The 13,898-nt window shown below is 58.4% G+C and carries 16 protein-coding genes and 1 tRNA gene; 11 read left to right on the forward strand and 6 right to left on the reverse strand.

The window, feature by feature from the left end:
* The first annotated feature begins 95 nt into the window (after positions 1-95).
* Together QP941_RS02905 and QP941_RS02910 are read left to right on the forward strand one after the other, a co-directional pair.
* Positions 96-1,550 (forward strand): NlpC/P60 family protein, encoded by a 1,455-nt coding sequence (locus QP941_RS02905; protein WP_284867934.1) that lies wholly within the window; start codon positions 96-98, stop codon positions 1,548-1,550.
* Positions 1,551-1,581: 31 nt separating this feature from the next.
* Positions 1,582-2,655 (forward strand): ferrochelatase, encoded by a 1,074-nt coding sequence (locus QP941_RS02910; RefSeq protein ID WP_284867936.1) that lies wholly within the window; start codon positions 1,582-1,584, stop codon positions 2,653-2,655.
* Here the strand turns inward: QP941_RS02910 and QP941_RS02915 are convergent.
* Positions 2,652-3,425, reverse strand: a complete 774-nt coding sequence (locus QP941_RS02915; RefSeq protein WP_284867938.1) for an Rv1486c family protein — start codon at positions 3,423-3,425, stop codon at positions 2,652-2,654. The two genes, QP941_RS02910 and QP941_RS02915, sit on opposite strands and share 4 nt — an antisense overlap.
* Positions 3,426-3,458: 33 nt before the next feature.
* Here QP941_RS02915 and QP941_RS02920 point away from each other — a divergent pair, with 33 nt between their 5' ends.
* Positions 3,459-4,298 carry a DUF3097 domain-containing protein gene (locus QP941_RS02920; RefSeq protein WP_200435636.1) on the forward strand — a complete coding sequence of 280 codons (840 nt, stop codon included), beginning with the start codon at positions 3,459-3,461 and terminating at the stop codon, positions 4,296-4,298.
* Here QP941_RS02920 and QP941_RS02925 read toward each other — a convergent pair.
* The 3 genes from QP941_RS02925 to QP941_RS02935 form a co-directional block, all read right to left on the reverse strand.
* A complete protein-coding gene (locus tag QP941_RS02925; RefSeq protein WP_284867940.1) occupies positions 4,295-4,873 on the reverse strand; it encodes a MarR family transcriptional regulator in 579 nt (192 codons plus the stop codon). The genes QP941_RS02920 and QP941_RS02925 overlap by 4 nt on opposite strands.
* Before the next feature lie 54 nt (positions 4,874-4,927).
* Entirely contained in the window at positions 4,928-5,644 is a 717-nt protein-coding gene (locus QP941_RS02930) for a TVP38/TMEM64 family protein (protein ID WP_284867941.1), read from the reverse strand.
* 78 nt (positions 5,645-5,722) lie between these two features.
* Positions 5,723-5,808 (reverse strand) — tRNA-Leu (locus QP941_RS02935).
* A 227-nt stretch (positions 5,809-6,035) separates the two neighbouring features.
* On the opposite strand from QP941_RS02935, the gene QP941_RS02940 reads away from it, so the two are divergent.
* Positions 6,036-6,575 (forward strand): YbhB/YbcL family Raf kinase inhibitor-like protein, encoded by a 540-nt coding sequence (locus QP941_RS02940; RefSeq protein ID WP_284867942.1) that lies wholly within the window; start codon positions 6,036-6,038, stop codon positions 6,573-6,575.
* On the forward strand, positions 6,575-6,967 hold the full coding sequence (locus tag QP941_RS02945) for a hypothetical protein (RefSeq protein WP_239278799.1): 393 nt from the start codon (positions 6,575-6,577) through the stop codon (positions 6,965-6,967). The genes QP941_RS02940 and QP941_RS02945 overlap by 1 nt, the downstream gene beginning before the upstream one ends.
* Positions 6,968-7,057: 90 nt before the next feature.
* On the opposite strand, the gene QP941_RS02950 is transcribed toward QP941_RS02945, so the two are convergent.
* Both QP941_RS02950 and QP941_RS02955 read right to left on the reverse strand, forming a co-directional pair.
* A complete protein-coding gene (locus tag QP941_RS02950) occupies positions 7,058-8,173 on the reverse strand; it encodes a quinone-dependent dihydroorotate dehydrogenase (protein ID WP_239278800.1) in 1,116 nt (371 codons plus the stop codon).
* Positions 8,174-8,177: 4 nt separating this feature from the next.
* Positions 8,178-9,224 (reverse strand): NHL repeat-containing protein, encoded by a 1,047-nt coding sequence (locus tag QP941_RS02955; RefSeq protein WP_284867943.1) that lies wholly within the window; start codon positions 9,222-9,224, stop codon positions 8,178-8,180.
* 66 nt (positions 9,225-9,290) lie between these two features.
* Here QP941_RS02955 and QP941_RS02960 point away from each other — a divergent pair, with 66 nt between their 5' ends.
* From QP941_RS02960 to hisG, 6 genes are all read left to right on the forward strand, one after another.
* Positions 9,291-10,145 carry an undecaprenyl-diphosphate phosphatase gene (locus QP941_RS02960; RefSeq protein ID WP_284867945.1) on the forward strand — a complete coding sequence of 285 codons (855 nt, stop codon included), beginning with the start codon at positions 9,291-9,293 and terminating at the stop codon, positions 10,143-10,145.
* Between the two features lie 25 nt (positions 10,146-10,170).
* A complete protein-coding gene (gene mshC / locus QP941_RS02965; protein ID WP_284867947.1) occupies positions 10,171-11,409 on the forward strand; it encodes a cysteine--1-D-myo-inosityl 2-amino-2-deoxy-alpha-D-glucopyranoside ligase in 1,239 nt (412 codons plus the stop codon).
* Positions 11,410-11,433: 24 nt separating this feature from the next.
* Complete coding sequence (locus QP941_RS02970; protein WP_005324796.1) at positions 11,434-11,817, forward strand: hypothetical protein; 384 nt, start codon at positions 11,434-11,436, stop codon at positions 11,815-11,817.
* Positions 11,818-11,943: 126 nt separating this feature from the next.
* Positions 11,944-12,666 (forward strand): HAD family hydrolase, encoded by a 723-nt coding sequence (locus tag QP941_RS02975; protein ID WP_284867948.1) that lies wholly within the window; start codon positions 11,944-11,946, stop codon positions 12,664-12,666.
* Between the two features lie 52 nt (positions 12,667-12,718).
* Entirely contained in the window at positions 12,719-12,982 is a 264-nt protein-coding gene (locus QP941_RS02980; protein ID WP_204609052.1) for a phosphoribosyl-ATP diphosphatase, read from the forward strand.
* Positions 12,983-13,011: 29 nt separating this feature from the next.
* Positions 13,012-13,857 (forward strand): ATP phosphoribosyltransferase, encoded by an 846-nt coding sequence (gene hisG, locus QP941_RS02985; RefSeq protein ID WP_284867949.1) that lies wholly within the window; start codon positions 13,012-13,014, stop codon positions 13,855-13,857.
* Positions 13,858-13,898 lie beyond the last annotated feature (41 nt).

The raw sequence follows: 13,898 nt of genomic DNA on the forward strand, positions 1-13,898 counted from the left end.
AATATGCAGGCGGGGAGCCCGGGCATTCCTATGCCCGGATGTCTTCGTGGACTCTCACTAAAGGAGCAGGGTGGGCCCAGACTAGGAGTATTTCAGTGGCCACCATCCGCCTTCCGCGCATTCGACATGTTCGCGCTTTCATTGCTGCAGTAGCAGGTACTGCAGCCATTTCAACACTTTCCACCGTAGCCCCAGCAAGCGCCGATGAAGTATCGACGCCAAGCCCAGGTACGGTCCAGGACCAAGAATCAGACCACGTAGCAATTGACCGTGCAGTTACCAACGCGGATTCACTGCAAGGCGCTGTAGAGGAGTCCCGGGCAGAGCTGGGTCGCGCGGAAGCAGATGTTTCCGGAGCGGAAGACCGTATTGCTCAGATTCGAACCCAATTGGAACAAGTGAACGGCGAGCCGGGGACTAACGAAGAGTATGTTGCCAGCTTGGAAGATGAGCTGCGCCAGGCGGGCGAGGAAAAGCGAGAAGCCGAGAATCGTGTTGCGCAGGAGCGTCGAGAGCTGGCCCAGAATGAAGCGCGGCTAAACGCTACCCAAAGGTTTGCGGAAGCCACTTTTGCCCGCCAGCAGCAGGCTACGTCCCAGGGGGAGGGGGCAAGCGGGGTACAGCTCTCGCGGCAGGATTCTCTTCCAGTCTCGCCAAATCAAGGTGATAATCTTGATTCCGAGGTCTCTACTAATACCTTCTCGGTCAACCCACAAGACTTGACGAGTGAGGACAAGTCTGAGACCTTTACCGATGAGGTGGTAGAGGGTGGAACGCCTGAGGTTACGGGCGGCACGGACGTTGCAGAGAACCCGGAGGAACCATCCGTTGCTGAGCAGGAGAAGACTGCTCCAGAGGCGGACTTTGAAAACGCCCTCAACAAGGGTGCTACTCCGACGTTCCAGAACGTCGATTTCGGCACTGGGTCCTCTGTGAACGATGCGCTCGGACTTGCGAATGATATTGCCGCGGCGGTTGATGAAGACGATGTGCGCACCCTCATGCAGGGCTCGTCTGACTTGCTAGGTTTGGGCAGCCCGAATACTGCACCTGCCGCCAGCGTTGACGCCCCCGAAGTGGATGAAGTGTCTGAAGTTGAGGAAAGTACCACCGGTGCAGACGCGGGCCGAGACGCTCAGATCGAGGCCGTGATTTCTCGCGCTGAGTCTCAGGTCGGCGTCCCTTATGTGTGGGGTGGCGGCGATAATAATGGTCCTACTGGTGGGCTTCGCGATGGTGGTGTGGCTGATTCCTTCGGCGACTTCGGCCAGTCTGGCTTCGACTGCTCGGGACTAGTTAAGTACGCCTATGCGGCAGCCGGCCTGGACCTTCCTCACTACACTGGTGCGCAGTACCAGCAGGGCAAAAAGGTTCCTCGCGCGAATGCACAGCGCGGTGACCTCATCTTCTACGGAGCTGGTGGAAGCCAGCACGTAGCTATCTATCTAGGCGACGGCCAAATGATTGAAGCGCCACAGTCTGGTCAGACTGTTTCAGTAGTTCCAGTTCGCTGGGGTGGCGCTACTCCCGATGTCGTGCGCCTTCTCTAATCTCCAACTTTTGGTTGGTATGGTTTAGGGCATGACTGACGCACAACAGAATGTCCAAAACTTCGACGCCCTCCTCGTTCTTTCTTTCGGTGGCCCGGAAGGAAACGAGGAGGTCGTTCCTTTTTTGGAGAACGTAACCCGAGGCCGAGGTATCCCTCGCGAGCGGCTAGAAGTGGTGGGCGAGCACTATTACCACTTCGGGGGGGTAAGTCCGCTCAATGCGCTTAACCGCGAAATCATCGATCATGTCGATAGTGAGTTGAAAAAACGCGGACATAATCTACCGGTCTATTTTGGCAATCGAAATTGGCATCCCTTTGCCAGCGAGACTGCGGAGAAGATGTCTCAGGACGGGGTGCGAAAGGTAGCTGTCTTCGCTACTTCTGCATGGGGTGGGTACTCCGCATGCCGGCAATATGATGAGGACATTCAGCAGATGCGTGAGCATCTGGCGGAGCAGGGTTTGCCGGACATTGAATTTACTAAGATTCGCCAATTCTTCGATCATCCGAAGTTCGTGGCCGAAATGGCAGCCGCTGTCACAGAGGTCTGGGGACAGGTTCCGGAGGACGTGAAGGAAGCCACTCGCTTGCTATTTACCGCCCATTCGGTTCCCGTCGCGCACGATAACGTGGGCGGCGCGGAAGGCGATAAAAACCTTTACTCCCGCCAGGTGGCTGAGGCATCGCGGTTGGTGGCCGCACAAGCCGGTATTTCTGACTATGACCTTGTATGGCAGTCACGTTCGGGCAATCCACGCACTCCGTGGCTCGAGCCAGACATTGTTGACCACACCACCAACATCCATAACAACGAAGGCGTGGACACAGTAGTGGTGTGTCCGATTGGCTTCATCTCAGACCATATGGAGGTCATCTGGGATCTCGATTCCGAGCTGCAGAAGGCAGCAGACGAGATGGGTGTCAAAGTTCTGCGCACCCGGACAGCGGGTCCGACTCCAAGGTTTGCGGAGATGGTGGTTGATCTCATCGATGAACTAGAGCAAGGCCGCGAGTGGGAGACCAGCGGGAGTGTCACGGCGCAAGGGTGCACAGTCAATGGTGCGCCGTGTGCAGCGGGGTGCTGCGATATCTGGTCCCGCTAACGGGCAAATTCTCCAAGCGCATAAGACACGCCCGTCATGCGCGCCTGGCGGATATGGCGCCACAAGCGAAGCAATTGTGGATCAAGGCTGTGGTCATTGATGCGGTCAGTAACGGTTTCGATGATCGCGGCCACTCGGTCGGCCCGGGCAAAGAGCTTGGCTGCTCGAGCTGGCGTTGAGTGGGGAAGGCCGGGCGTGTCATAGAAGTCGCTCAGGGTTCCCACGGTGAGGCGTGGGCTGGGCAAGGCCTCGGTGCTATACCCAGTTGCGGCGATGAGATCGGCGGACTCATTGGTTGCTTGAGAGAGGAGTGCGTCGGCTTCACCGGGGCTTAGCCAGGCGGGCGCGGGGAGCTGCTGCTTTTCGACGACCACTTGCCACGCAGTATGGCTGTGGCGAATGTGGGGTACGAGGACTAAGTTACGCAAGGGATCATTGGTACGAACTATGATTGCTCCGGCAGAACTTTGTGTGGCCGCGCGATAGGACTCCGATCCTGCAGGCAATGCGGGCGGCTCGCCTGGCCCGGACAGTGCGAGACGCACAATAGGCTCTGCACGTACACCGCGATGAGCGGTGAGCTCGGTGGTCTCCGCGCGCAGCATGGCTAATAGATCGACGAAGGGGGATTCGTCCCAGCATTCTGGACGTCCGCCTAGTTCAGTAAGCGCGTCCAGTAGGTCATCGGTGGTTTCATGTCCCCACAGCCACGAGCCAAGCCATACGGCAGTGTTTTGTAAAGGTGACCATACTTCGGCGCGCATATCCATGGCGAGCCAGTCTAGTAGATAGACTAACGGGCCATGAGTTTTGATCCTTATGGCGGAGATATTTTTGCTGGCCACTCGCGGTCGAAGCCGCGCCAGTACCCAGAAGTGCCAGCCGAGCCCGGAATGGTAGTGGAAGTGCGCGGCGACGACTTTGTGGGCGCTGTTATGGGCGTGGATAAAACCGTTTTCGGTGAGGTGGTACGCCTTGAGGATCGCCACGGCGTAGAACGGGTCTTTAACCTGGTTAAAGGCGGGTTCCTGGTGGAAGGAAAACCTGTGACGCTTACCCGGTACGTCGAAAAGCAGGCTCCTCGTAAGTCCAACTCCGGCTCCCGCCGCGTAGAGAATGTGGAGGCTAAAGTCGCCGCGCCGTCGCGCATTTGGGTAGAAGGCGTGCATGATGCTGCCATCGTAGAAAAAGTGTGGGGCCACGACCTGCGTGTGGAAGGCGTGGTAGTCGAATACCTCGAGGGTTTGGACAACTTGGAGGCGCGCCTCGCAGAGTTTCAGCCAGGGCCAGGCCGCAGGGTCGGAGTATTGGCGGATCACTTGGTTCAAGGCTCCAAAGAAACCCGATTAACGGAAACCGTGGGAGAGCATGTCCTGGTAACTGGACACCCCTTCATCGATATCTGGGCGGCGGTAAAGCCGCAGCGCGTCGGCCTGCGTGAATGGCCCGATGTGCCTTACGGCGAGGATTGGAAAACCGGTATTTGCCGCCGCGTGGGGTGGAGCGACCCGAAGGATGGGTGGCGTCATGTCTATAACGCCGTACATTCCTTCCGCGACCTAGACTCCAGCCTGATCGGTGCCGTGGAGCGCCTCGTGGACTTCGTTACTACACCTGAGTTGAGCAAGTCTGATTTGCTCTAGGGGTGGGTAAGGTTGGCGCGTTCAATGAGGTTGACGGCCAACTGCCACCCCGCCATTTCCGCGCTCCAGCCGGCCGCTTGGAGGCGTTGCGACATGGCTTGCTTGGAAATTCCTAGCTCTTCGGCGGCCTCATTCTGGTTGAGCCCCGCACGGACGAGTGAGGTTGCTTCACGCCCTTCGATGGTGCGTTTGTGCAGAACGTATCCAAGCAGGGCAAAGGTGGCCGCAATATCGCTCGCCTCCGAGGCGCGGCCGCGCTTATTGAGTTTGGCGTAGACCTGCCCCATGCGGGCGGACTTCCGCAATGCAGCGGTTGCTACTTGGCGCGCGCCTTCCTCATCTTCTTGGTTGCCGGGGCTAATGCCGATGCCGATGGCCCAGTCGCCGTCGGCAAGCAAGGCCATGACCACGTCGCACACGGCAGTTGCTGAATCAACTACGGCGCAAATATCTTCCACGCCGAGCACGTGGAACTCGCCCACACCTTTGAGGGTGGATAGAGCCGTTGCGGAGCGTTGGACCAACTCTGCGCGACGCACGGAGCGGCCCCGGTAGCGAGCGTGGACAGCAAGCACAGAAAATCCTCCTTAAGGAACCAATTGCGAATTAGTCTACCGCTCGTACTTGACTTATGGGCGAGTGGGTAGACGTGAATCCATATACAGCCCGCCCATACCGATGGCGGCAAAAGCTACCATGGCAACAATGATGCTGGGCGAGGTGTGGCCGGTGAGGGCATCGCCGAAGAAGACGCCGAGGGCAGTAGTTGGGACGGAACCGAGGAGAGTGGCCACGGTGAAGTGGCTAAGCTTCACGGGTGTTAGTGCGGCAATATAATTCAGGAGGCTGAAGGGGACGCCGGCCACCATCCGCAGCGAAGCGATGGCCAGCCAGCCGCGCCGCTCTAAGTGGGCATTGATTTTAAACACTGCTGGGTGGGTTAGGTGCGGCCGGATCCAGTCTCCGAGGAGCGTGCGGACGATGAGGAGCGAGAGGGCCGCTGACACCGTCAAGGCGCACAAGGAGAGGGCGAGGCCCTTCCATGGGCCAAAAAGTATTCCTGCGGCTACCGTCCACAACGTCCGAGGAAATGGAAGCTGCGTAAATATGACATAACCTAGGATAAAAAGGAGAGGAAACCACGCACCATAGCGGGTGGAGGCGACGCGAAGCTGGGACACGTTCGGCAGATCAAAGAAGTAAAAGAGTATCGCGCCGGTGGCGATGGTGGCGAGGACGGCTACCCAACGACGCATCGACCACTGGAGAATTGATCGCCAGGCGGACTGGGCGAGCGACATGAGGAACTGGCCGAAGCTGCGCGCCCAACTCAAAAATGTGGTCATGGGGGAGATCGTAGTCCTTGTGGGAGTACTGAATAGAAAAATCCGGCGGCTACCTTAGTGGTAACCGCCGGTCCGTTGTGCCCGAGGGGGGACTTGAACCCCCACGTCCGTTAATAGGACACTAGCACCTCAAGCTAGCGCGTCTGCCATTCCGCCACCCGGGCAGGGTGTTTGTCAGCCTCTCGGCTGGGCACTCCGATACTGTATCCTGCTCGAGGCTTGCTTTACAAATCGCCTGCGTGTGGCATGAAAAAGCAAATATTAACGGCGTGTGGAAATACATGGTTGTAAGTCTGGGTAGGGGCTTTCCACGTGTGCAGCAGAATTTATGCAGGCCGCGGCGGTTACACCACATCGACATCGCCTTGTGAGGTGGGGTACAAATGGGTCTATGACTTCTTACGCAGATGATTCCCGGTTTCCTGGTCCAGATCCTTACGCACCGCTGCGCGATGTCCCTTCCTTCGTTCTCTCGTCCACTGATGTGGTGGAAGGAGACGAGCTGCAGGAAAAGCTCCGCGCCCCAGAGAGCGTATCGCCTCAGCTTGCCTGGTCTGGACTGCCGGAAGGCACCAAGTCCCTGGCCGTGACCTGTTTCGACCCCGATGCGCCAACGGCTTCTGGTTTCTGGCACTGGGCGGCGTTCAATATCCCCGTCGAGGTAAGCGAGCTGCCTACCAATGCCGGTGCCGCCGAGGACTTGGGTATTGACGGCGTCATCAGCTTGCGCAACGACTCGGGCGAGCGCACCTACTTCGGTGCGAACCCGCCTGTCGGACACGCCCCGCATCGCTACCTTTACGCCGTCCATGCAGTCGACGTAGAGAAGCTCGATATCGATCCAGATGCTTCGCCGACCGTGCTTGGGTTCAACCTGCATTTCCATGCTCTTGGTCGCGCCATTTTGTGGGGCTGGTACGAGGCGAAGTAATGGCTAGTGGCTCTACTTCATCGCAGCCTAGCCCGCCGACGGCGCTGCGGGTGGGCGGCGCCTTCATGGTGGTCGCATTCGTGCTGGTCCTCTTTGCATTAATCTCCGTCTTCACGGATGGTTGGGGTGCCGATTTCGAATGGACGTATTCCAAAGTGGCGATTATTGTCGCCGCGATCATCGTCGGCGCCTTTAGTACCATGAGCAAAAGTCAGGCGGGGAGCCGCGCGCAGGTTGCAGCGTTGGTCATCGCCATTGTGATTATTGCAGCAAGCCGCTTTGTGCCCGGCGATATCCTATTCACGCAACCACAGTTTTGGGTCGTGTTCTACGCCGGCTTCGCGGTGTTGTGCGCACTGATTCTCAAGCGCAGCGCCATGTCGCAGACCTAGTCAGCACCGCAAAGATTAAGGGTCCGCCTACTTCCTCTGCGTGCAGCAGGAGAGGTAGGCGGACCTTGTGTTGTGCAACCTTGGGTCGGACTAATCCAAAGGCTTCCAGGGGAGGCCGGAACCAACCGCCTGGGAAATATTGCTCAAACCGTGGGCACGGATTTGAGCGGCAATGCCGCGGTGGATATCGCGGATCCAGTCCGGACCACCGTAGATGAGACCGGTGTAGCCCTGCAGTAGGGAAGCACCGGAAGTGATGCGCTCCCATGCTTGCTCCGGCGTGGAGATGCCACCCACGGAGATGAGGGTGAGCTGGTCGCCGACTCGCTCATTGAGGCGGCGCAGTACCTCTAGGGAGCGCTCGGCTACCGGAGGGCCGGATACGCCACCGGCACCCATCTCCTTTACCTCGGCGGCTGGAGTCTTGAGTCCCTCGCGGGAAATGGTGGTATTTGTCGCTACAATTCCGTCGAGCCCGAGCTCGAGGGCTAGGTTTGCCACGGCGTCAACGTCAGCATCAGAAAGATCCGGGGCAATTTTCACCAGCACCGGAACCGCGGTGCATTCTTGCACGGCGGAGAGAATGGGGCGCAGCGATTCCACTGCTTGCAGGTCGCGCAGGCCCGGGGTATTCGGCGAAGAAACGTTGACCACCAGGAAATCTGCCAAGTCGCCCAATACCGACGCGGAGCGGCGGTAATCTTCTACTGCATGCTCGGCAGGGGTGACTTTGGTTTTGCCAATATTGATGCCAATGACATCGCTGTAGCGACGCTTGCGCAGGTTTTCTGCGGCGGCCGCTGCACCTTTATTGTTAAAGCCCATCCGGTTCAAGATGGCCTTATCGGCCTTCAGGCGGAAGAGCCGCGGAGCAGGATTGCCAGGCTGTGCTTGGGCGGTGACGGTGCCCAACTCTGCAAAACCGAAACCAATGGGAGTCCACGTATCAGCAGCTGCGGCGTTCTTATCAAACCCGGCGGCAAGTCCCAACGGGCGGGGGAATTCTACTCCGAAGACCTCTTGGCGCAGCACTGGATCATTGACCGGCAGGATCTTTGCCAGGGCTCGGTTAGCTGGCCCGGCCGCCTGCAGCCCGCTGAGCGCAGTGTTAATAATCTCGTGGATGCGCTCTGGGCTCAGCTTAAACATGCCCCGCAGAGCAAGCTGGTAGGCCTGCGCGCGCAGTTGGTCAATAGTGCTGGTCATGGTGTTAGGACTCCTTCTTCAGGTGCGGGGTGTCCACGAACTGCAGCCCGTGGCCGGTGGCGGAGGCGGCGACAAAGGTGCCGTCGCCAAGCACGGCAATATTCTGCGCATCCGGCAGAGTGGAGAGATCTCCGCGCAGCTCTGGTACGCCTTTGTCTATCTCATAGGCATGAGCCTTATTGGTATCGGTGGCGCTCACCCACCCCAGATTGCGCTTTTTGTCCCAGGCTACGCCCCAAGGGGTGCCCTCTACGTTGCCGTATTGGTGCAGGCGGACAACGTCATCAGAGGTGTAGACGGCCAAGCGGCCGCCCTCGGTATCGGAGGCGAGGACCACGCCTTTATCGCCCACCGCGATGCTGCCGACTCCCTGGCCAACGCGCAGTCGGCCGCCCGCGCGATCATTCGTCCAGTCCACGTTTTGGATGGTGGAATCCTCTCGGTGGATGCGTACCACTCCGTCATCGCCCGAGGAATTGGGCACGGCCAATAGCTGGTCCGAGCCAGCTTCCACCTCGATATCTCCGTCGCGCTTGCCGTCCTTATAAATGCCTACCGTGGTGGAAGCGGCCGAGGTGGCGAAGATCTCGCCGCTGGATAGCTGAGTGGCGGCGGTAACGGGGGAGTCCTCTTCCATATTGACCTCTTGGGGAGAATCCGGGGATGCAGGATCGATGAGGAGAACCTTATCTGGGCAGGCGAGGACGAAGCCCGAGGCAGATGAGCTGAGGTCACCACACTCCGCAGAAATGTCTAGCGAGGTAGCCTTCTTCCCCTCAAAATCCTTCTGGCTACCGATGAGAAGCTCGTCCTTGGTGCGCACTGCCAGCGAGTCATCAAAGGCGGCAAGGTCAGTGATGTCTGCCCTAAGGTCGACCACAGTGCCTTCCGGATCCGCCTTAGCCGGGGAGGCCGCTGGGGTGGCATTGCCCTTGACCGCGGTCTCTGGATCGGCGCCCACGCCCACTTCGGGCTGGCAGGCGGCCAACGTGGTGGCGCTAAGCGCCAGCAAACTAGAAAGGATAAGTGCGGAGCCAGATTGAGATTTCACGGCTACTAATCCTAACAGCGCGCGTTGTAAAAACTCGAAGCCCAGCGCGGCTGTAGTGTGAAGCGGGTGATTTCTAATACCGCAACTGACGCTGTTTCTTGGGCGCAGGTCATTGTTTTGTCCATCGTGCAGGGGCTTACCGAGTTTCTTCCGGTAAGTTCCTCCGGTCACCTGCGCATTGTTTCCGAACTTTTTTGGGGCAACGACGCCGGCGCGTCCTTCACCGCAGTTATCCAGCTAGGTACGGAGCTGGCTGTGCTGGTCTATTTTGCCCCAATGATTTGGCAAATTCTCTCCGGCTGGTTCCGCGGCTGGGCTGATAAGTCCTCTCGCGGCCAGGACTGGCGCATGGGGTGGATGGTCATCGTGGGTTCCATTCCCATCGGAATTGTCGGCCTCGCATTCGAGGATGCGATTCGTGGCGCCCTGCGCAACCTGTGGATTACCGCCGCAATGCTCATTCTCTTCTCCTTGGTCTTCATCGCTGCAGAAAAAATGGGTAAGAAGGAACGCAGCTTTGACCAGTTGACCATGAAAGACGCCATTGTTATGGGCCTGTGCCAATGCTTGGCGCTCATTCCGGGTGTTTCCCGCTCCGGCGGCACCATTTCCGGTGGTCTGTTCCTGGGCCTGGACCGCGAGGTAGCCACGCGCTTTAGCTTCTTGCTGGCCATTCCGGCAGTGTTGGCTTCGGGCCTTTTCTCGCTTCCCGACGCCTTTTCTCCCGAAACCGGCCAGTCCGCCTCCGGTCTCCAGCTCTTGGTCGGTACGGGCATTGCCTTTGCCTTGGGTTATGCCTCGATTGCGTGGCTACTAAAGTTTGTGGGCAACCACTCCTTTTCGTGGTTTGCCGCTTACCGCATCCCGGTCGGCGTGCTCGTCATGATCCTCCTGGCACTGGGAGTCCTGCAGCCGCTCTAAGGCGCACCGCGTTAGTATGGTGGCTATGCATTCTTGGCCACTACCTTCCTTCCGCCCTGTGCCGGGTGATGCGGCACAGCTGCGCTTGTACGATTCTGCGAACCAAAACATCGCTCCCGTAGAGGTCGCAGGGGATACCGCCACCATGTACGTGTGCGGCATCACGCCCTATGACTCCACCCATTTGGGCCATGCCGCCACCTACCTGACCTTTGACCTTATCTACCGGGCGTTCCTGGATGCCGGGAAGAAAGTTCACTTCGTCCAAAACATCACCGACGTCGATGATCCGCTATTCGAACGTGCCGAACGCGACGGTGTAGATTGGCGTGAGCTCGGCACTTCTCAAATTGACCTCTTCCGTTCCGATATGGAGCTGCTCTCCGTTTTCCCGCCGCAGGACTACATCGGTGCCATGGAGGCCGTCGATGAAATCGTGGAAATGGTGCAGAAGCTTCTCGACGTCGGAGCGGCCTACGTCGTAGACGACCCCGAGCACCCAGATATCTACGCCTCCATCGAGGCCACCGAGCGTTTTGGGTATGAGTCCAATTACTCTGCCGAAGAGATGCGCACCTTCTTTGCTGAGCGCGGCGGCGATCCCGACCGCCCAGGGAAGAAAAATCCGCTCGACGCGCTTATCTGGCGTGCCCACCGCGAGGGCGAACCAGCCTGGGAGTCGCCCTTTGGGCCTGGCCGTCCGGGTTGGCATATTGAGTGTTCCGCCATCGCTACCAACCGCTTGGGTTCTTCCTTCGATATCCAGGGTGGCGGCACCGACCTGAAGTTCCCACATCATGAGTTTTCCGCTGCCCACGCCGAGGCCGCCCTCAACGTTGATCGCATGGCACAGTTCTACGTGCATACCGGCATGATCGGTCTCGACGGGGTCAAGATGTCTAAGTCCTTGGGCAACCTCGTCTTCGTTCACAAGCTCGTAGAAGCGGGTGAAGATCCCTCCGCTATCCGTTTGGGTGTCTTCGCGGGCCATTACCGCGACGAGCGCGACTGGTCCGACGAGGTGCTCGACGGCGCTAAGCGCCGCCTCGCCGCATGGCGGGAGGCCCTGGCGCAGCCGGGCAGTATGGCAGGGGCCGAAGAGGTCGTCGCCAAGCTGCGTGCCGCAATCGCGAACGACCTTGATACCCCGGCTGCTCTCGATGCCGTGGATGAGTGGGCAGAGGCCGACCGCGGCACGGACGAGGACGGGGCGGACGATTTGGTTCGCACCGCACTAAATTCGCTCCTCGGCGTGCGGGCTTAGGCAAGATAGGGCAGTATCTACACCATGAGCATTCGCGCCGATTTCCAGCCCACCGTAGATGAATTTATTAGTGACCTGAAGTCCTTCGCCACCGGCGATTACCTCAAGGAAGAGGAAAAGGAGTTCTGGGAGGCCCCGTTTGACGCCAACGTCCTCCCAGAGCTGCGCGGCCACCTTGAGCAGATGCTCGATGGGCTGGATGCTCTTCCGGACGATCCAGACGGACCACAGTTGGTCACTGTCTTGTCCAAGACCGTTCGCAAGTTGGCAGATTTTAATCGCGCTCAACACGATGCCGTTCTCGAGCCAGAGGAAAAGGAAGAGCTCTCTGAGCTTATCTATAACGCCAGCGCGGCCACCGGAGCAGACGATGAAGCCCTGTCGCAGATTCCGGAACTGGATTTTTAGTTCTGACCCTTCCGCCTTAGTAAGCGCCAGCTCGCGCTAACTGCGCGGCTGGCTCTTTCCGCCGTGTGCTTGACTGTAGACGGTGACACTATTTCCTTCCTGAAAGAGAAAGCTAGCTTTATTCTCGTGCCGCACTCCGCCGCCGCTTCCAACCTGACTAAGCCCGCCGCCATCTTCTGGGATATGGATGGCACCCTCACCAATTCGGAGCCCCTCTGGGCGGAGGCAACGTTTTATCTTTCAGAACTGCTGGGCAAACGGCTCACTCCCACCCAACGCCTAGCTACTGTGGGCGCGACCTTTGATACCACCTTGGCAATCTGCGCGGATAATGCGGGAGTTTCGCTGCAACCCGGTGACAGTGAGCGCTACCGCGCCCGAATGTTTGACTATGTCAAAGGCCTTTTTGCTCGTCAACTGGAAATCTTCCCGGGAATCCCTGCACTGCTTGAGGAACTGAAAGCCGATGGGGTGCCTATGATGGTCACTACCAATACCGAGCGCAATGTCGCTGACGCTGCTATCAATGCGTTGGGGCGGCACTATTTCGTCGATACTATCTGCGGGGATGAGGTTCCTGCCGGCAAACCAGCGCCGGATATGTACCGCGAGGCCGCCCGCCGCATAGGAGCAGATCCCGCGGAGTGCTTAGTTTTCGAAGATTCCGCAACCGGCATGCGCGCCGCCGTTGATGCCGGCTGTGCGGTTATCGGTTTGCCCGAAGATGATCAGGTTGAGGTCCCGACCGAGGCCACCGAAATCTCTAGCCTCCGCGATTCGCGGCACCTCGCGGGAGCTAAGGCCACTGACGTCTATGAGTGGTTCGCTAAGATTTCGGCGCGGCAATAGAAATTCAGAGTTCCCCTACATTCTCTATCTACCTGTGGAACAATAGGTAGACGTGAAGAACTTTGAGACTCTTTTCGCCGAACTAGCCGAGAAGGCCGACCAGCGTCCAGCTGGTTCTGGCACCGTTGCCGCGCTGGATAAAGGCGAGCATTTCATCGGTAAAAAGATCATCGAAGAAGCCGGGGAAGTATGGATCGCCGCAGAATATCAGTCCGACGATGAGCTGGCGGAAGAGATGTCCCAGCTGCTTTATTGGACTCAGGTCATGATGCTTAAGCGCGGACTTACCCCTGAAGACCTTTATAAGTACCTCTAGGCAACACCCCACAGGATAGAAGGATCCGCATGATCAAGATTGCTGTACCGAATAAGGGCTCGTTGTCAGAAGCTGCCGTGGAAATCCTTACAGAGGCCGGTTACAAGGGCCGCGGGCATTCCAAGGCGCTCAACGTAGTAGACGCCGATAACGGAGTAGAGTTCTTTTTCCTGCGGCCGAAAGATATTGCCATCTATGTCGCCCGCGGGGTCTTAGACCTAGGCATTACGGGCCGGGACTTGGCACTTGACTCTAAAGCGAGCTTTGATGAAGTGCTGCCTTTAGGCTTCGGTGGCTCCACGTTCCAGTACGCAGCCCCGCAGGGGGAGGAGTGGGATATCTCTCAACTAGCCGGGCGGCGGATTGCGACGTCGTATCCCAACCTTGTCCGCACGAACCTTGCCGCACATGGGATTGAGGCCGATGTTATTCGATTGGACGGGGCTGTAGAGATTTCCATCCGGCTCGGCGTTGCCGATGTTATTGCTGATGTCGTGTCAACTGGTACTACTTTGCGCCAGCAAGGGTTAGCGCCGTTCGGGGACCCGATCATTGAGTCCGAGGCGGTAGTTATTAAGCGTACAGGGGTAGAAGTTACGGAGGAAGAGCAGGTAGTGCTCGACCGCATTCAGGGAATTCTGCACGCTCGCACATATCTAATGATCGACTACAACATCGCTCAATCCAACCTCGACGCAGCCGCTGGTATTACTCCAGGATTGACCGGTCCTACGGTGTCGCCGTTAGCGCGTGAGAACTGGGTGGCAGTGCGAGCGATGGTTCCGAAGAAACCAGCCAACCAAGTCATGGACCGACTTTCCCAACTCGGTGCGGAAGCGATTTTGGCTTCCGATTTACGCATCGCCCGCTTTTAGGGGGATCAATTTCTCTGGGTCGGCCCAAATAGATTCAGTCG

This window comes from Corynebacterium sp. MSK150 (assembly GCF_030229215.1).
Lineage (GTDB): Bacteria > Actinomycetota > Actinomycetes > Mycobacteriales > Mycobacteriaceae > Corynebacterium.

Coding starts and splice junctions, on each gene's coding strand:
- QP941_RS02970 (WP_005324796.1), top strand. CDS start 11,434: ATGAGCATTCGCGCCGATTTCCAGCCCACCGTAGATGAATTTATTAGT.
- hisG (WP_284867949.1), top strand. CDS start 13,012: ATGATCAAGATTGCTGTACCGAATAAGGGCTCGTTGTCAGAAGCTGCC.
- QP941_RS02915 (WP_284867938.1), bottom strand. CDS start 3,425: ATGGATATGCGCGCCGAAGTATGGTCACCTTTACAAAACACTGCCGTA.
- QP941_RS02920 (WP_200435636.1), top strand. CDS start 3,459: ATGAGTTTTGATCCTTATGGCGGAGATATTTTTGCTGGCCACTCGCGG.
- QP941_RS02930 (WP_284867941.1), bottom strand. CDS start 5,644: ATGACCACATTTTTGAGTTGGGCGCGCAGCTTCGGCCAGTTCCTCATG.
- QP941_RS02940 (WP_284867942.1), top strand. CDS start 6,036: ATGACTTCTTACGCAGATGATTCCCGGTTTCCTGGTCCAGATCCTTAC.
- QP941_RS02945 (WP_239278799.1), top strand. CDS start 6,575: ATGGCTAGTGGCTCTACTTCATCGCAGCCTAGCCCGCCGACGGCGCTG.
- mshC (WP_284867947.1), top strand. CDS start 10,171: ATGCATTCTTGGCCACTACCTTCCTTCCGCCCTGTGCCGGGTGATGCG.
- QP941_RS02910 (WP_284867936.1), top strand. CDS start 1,582: ATGACTGACGCACAACAGAATGTCCAAAACTTCGACGCCCTCCTCGTT.
- QP941_RS02950 (WP_239278800.1), bottom strand. CDS start 8,173: ATGACCAGCACTATTGACCAACTGCGCGCGCAGGCCTACCAGCTTGCT.